The organism is Bradyrhizobium sp. C9, from assembly GCF_002532045.1.
GTDB lineage: Bacteria > Pseudomonadota > Alphaproteobacteria > Rhizobiales > Xanthobacteraceae > Bradyrhizobium.
Genome location: NZ_NWTG01000061.1, coordinates 1 through 2,045 on the forward strand (window position 1 = coordinate 1; position 2,045 = coordinate 2,045).

The 2,045-nt window shown below is 57.4% G+C and carries 2 protein-coding genes; one reads left to right on the plus strand and one right to left on the minus strand.

The window, feature by feature from the left end; all coding sequences use genetic code 11:
* Positions 1–324: 324 nt before the first annotated feature.
* The gene (locus CO675_RS39545) at positions 325–1,173 is read right to left on the minus strand and encodes a LysR family transcriptional regulator (protein WP_097677268.1); all 849 of its coding nucleotides are present in this window, start codon (positions 1,171–1,173) and stop codon (positions 325–327) included.
* A gap of 98 nt (positions 1,174–1,271) precedes the next feature.
* On the opposite strand from CO675_RS39545, the gene CO675_RS39550 reads away from it, so the two are divergent.
* On the plus strand, positions 1,272–1,859 hold the full coding sequence (locus tag CO675_RS39550) for a YybH family protein (RefSeq protein ID WP_198964915.1): 588 nt from the start codon (positions 1,272–1,274) through the stop codon (positions 1,857–1,859).
* Positions 1,860–2,045: the final 186 nt, after the last annotated feature.

The following is a 2,045-nucleotide window of genomic DNA, read 5'->3' on the forward strand; positions in this document are numbered from 1 at the left end:
AATTTCGGGCCGCACATCGAGCAGAAATGCGCGACCTTGTGGGCTTCCTTCGGTAGGGTCTCGTCGCCACTCAATCGATGGGATGCGCCTCCGGCTAACCAACCCTACGGACTGGTGACCCGCATGAGCGCGCGATGTGCGGGACACACTCAACCCCGGATGCCGCTTCGCTCATCCGGGCTCGCTTGAGCACGCGATCTGACATTCCGGAGTTAAGCCGCTGCTAAAGCGCGATGAGATCAGGTTGAATCGTCGTCGCGCTTTAGCTCTTTGTTTGAGCATGATCTTTCCGGAAAATCGCTTCGCACTTTTCCGGATCATGCTTTAGGTCATGACCTGCTCGATCCATGACATCACCGCTCTGACGCGCGCCAAATGCTTGAGGTCGGGATGGACGATCAGCCACATTTCGCGCGAGAGAACAGGCCTTGCGCCGCTCAAACGATACAACTCAGGAATCTTATCCGCTATGCGGCAGGGCAGCAGCGACCGGCCCAAACCGGCACGGACCGCATGGAGGGCCAAGTCCGAGTCATTGACCCTAACAGATGCTTCCGATTCCGGATCCGACGCCATCGCTTTCGCCATCCAACGCGTGTGCGGCAAGTGAGACCACGTGGCGTCATATGTGATCCAAGGCAAAGCATGGTTCATATTCGATGTGGCGTACACCGCGTAATCGAACATGGCGACCCGACGCGCAACCAGGCGACACTCGCTATCCGGTCGCGCCATGCGCAAGGCGATGTCGGCCTCGCGGTTCGTCACACTGAGATTACGGGGGTCGGCGGCAAGTTCGATCTGCAACCGTCCGTGCGATCGCAGGAAAGCCGGAAGTGCGGGGATCAGAATATGGTTCAGCAGCAGCGGCATTGCCGTCACGCGCACTTTGCCGGCTTCAACCCTGTCGGCATTCGTCACGCTCTCTTTGACCGCGTCGACATCAAGCTCGATGCGCTCGGCTCGGCTGATGACGATTTGGCCGCAGTTGGTCGGCGTCAGAATACCTGCGTTGTGCTCAAACAAACGTGCTCTCAACAGCTCTTCAACACGCGCAATGCGCCGGGCGACCGTGGTTGTATTGACGCCAAGCTTCTTCGCCGCGCCCGAGATGCGGCGCGTGCGCGCCAACGAGAGAACGTATCGCAGATCGTCCCAATCGAGCTCCTGCATTTTTGCAGTTTACTACAGCATGGTTGCCAATCGAGCAGCATTTTTTCTGGTGGTAGATTTAGCGCGGGAATGTGTATCGCAAGCCGAAAGGAGGAGCCATGTCGGCCGCGCTGTCCCATAGGAGGTTACTCACATCAGTCATGTTCGCTTCGGCAACCCATATCGCGTTGCTCTCAATGCCGGTTTGTGCCGATGAGAATCAAGGCACGAAACCGATCCAAGATCCGATCACGGGTAAGGAGAATCTCGGAGATTTGAGCGAGCCTCAGCAGGCGTTGGCCCAATTCTACCGCGCCTTCAATACTCGCGATCTGAAGATGATCGACGACAACTTTGCCCATTCCGAAGAAGTCGCTATCGACAATCCTCTCGGAGGAATTCGGCGGGGGATGGATGTGCCGCACAAAATGTACGAGGGGATATTCAAGAGCTCGGCGGATGTTCACGTCGAATTCTGGGACTACACAATCCATCGCGCCGGCGATGTATTCTGGGCTGTAGGGCGTGAGCGCGGCACGTACCATGATGGCGATGCCGTCAAGAATCTCAACATTCGCACGACACGCATTTATCAACTGACCAATGGTCGCTGGCGGCAGATGCACCATCACGGCTCAATTGAAGATGCTGGGCTTCTTGGCGACTATCAGAACGCCGTACGTTCGGCCTCGTCCAGGACGCAGTAGTACAGACAGGGGCCTTGCCAAAAAAAAGCCGGGCCCTTGCCCGGCTTTTTGTCCTGGATGGATGTCCGGGTCATCCAGCGCGAAGACGCGCGTTGCGCTTTCGCCCGGGGCATGACGCGCGGTGAGAGCGATGCCTCACAACACCCGATTGCTCTCCTTCACCTTGTCCGCATCGAGATACAGGTT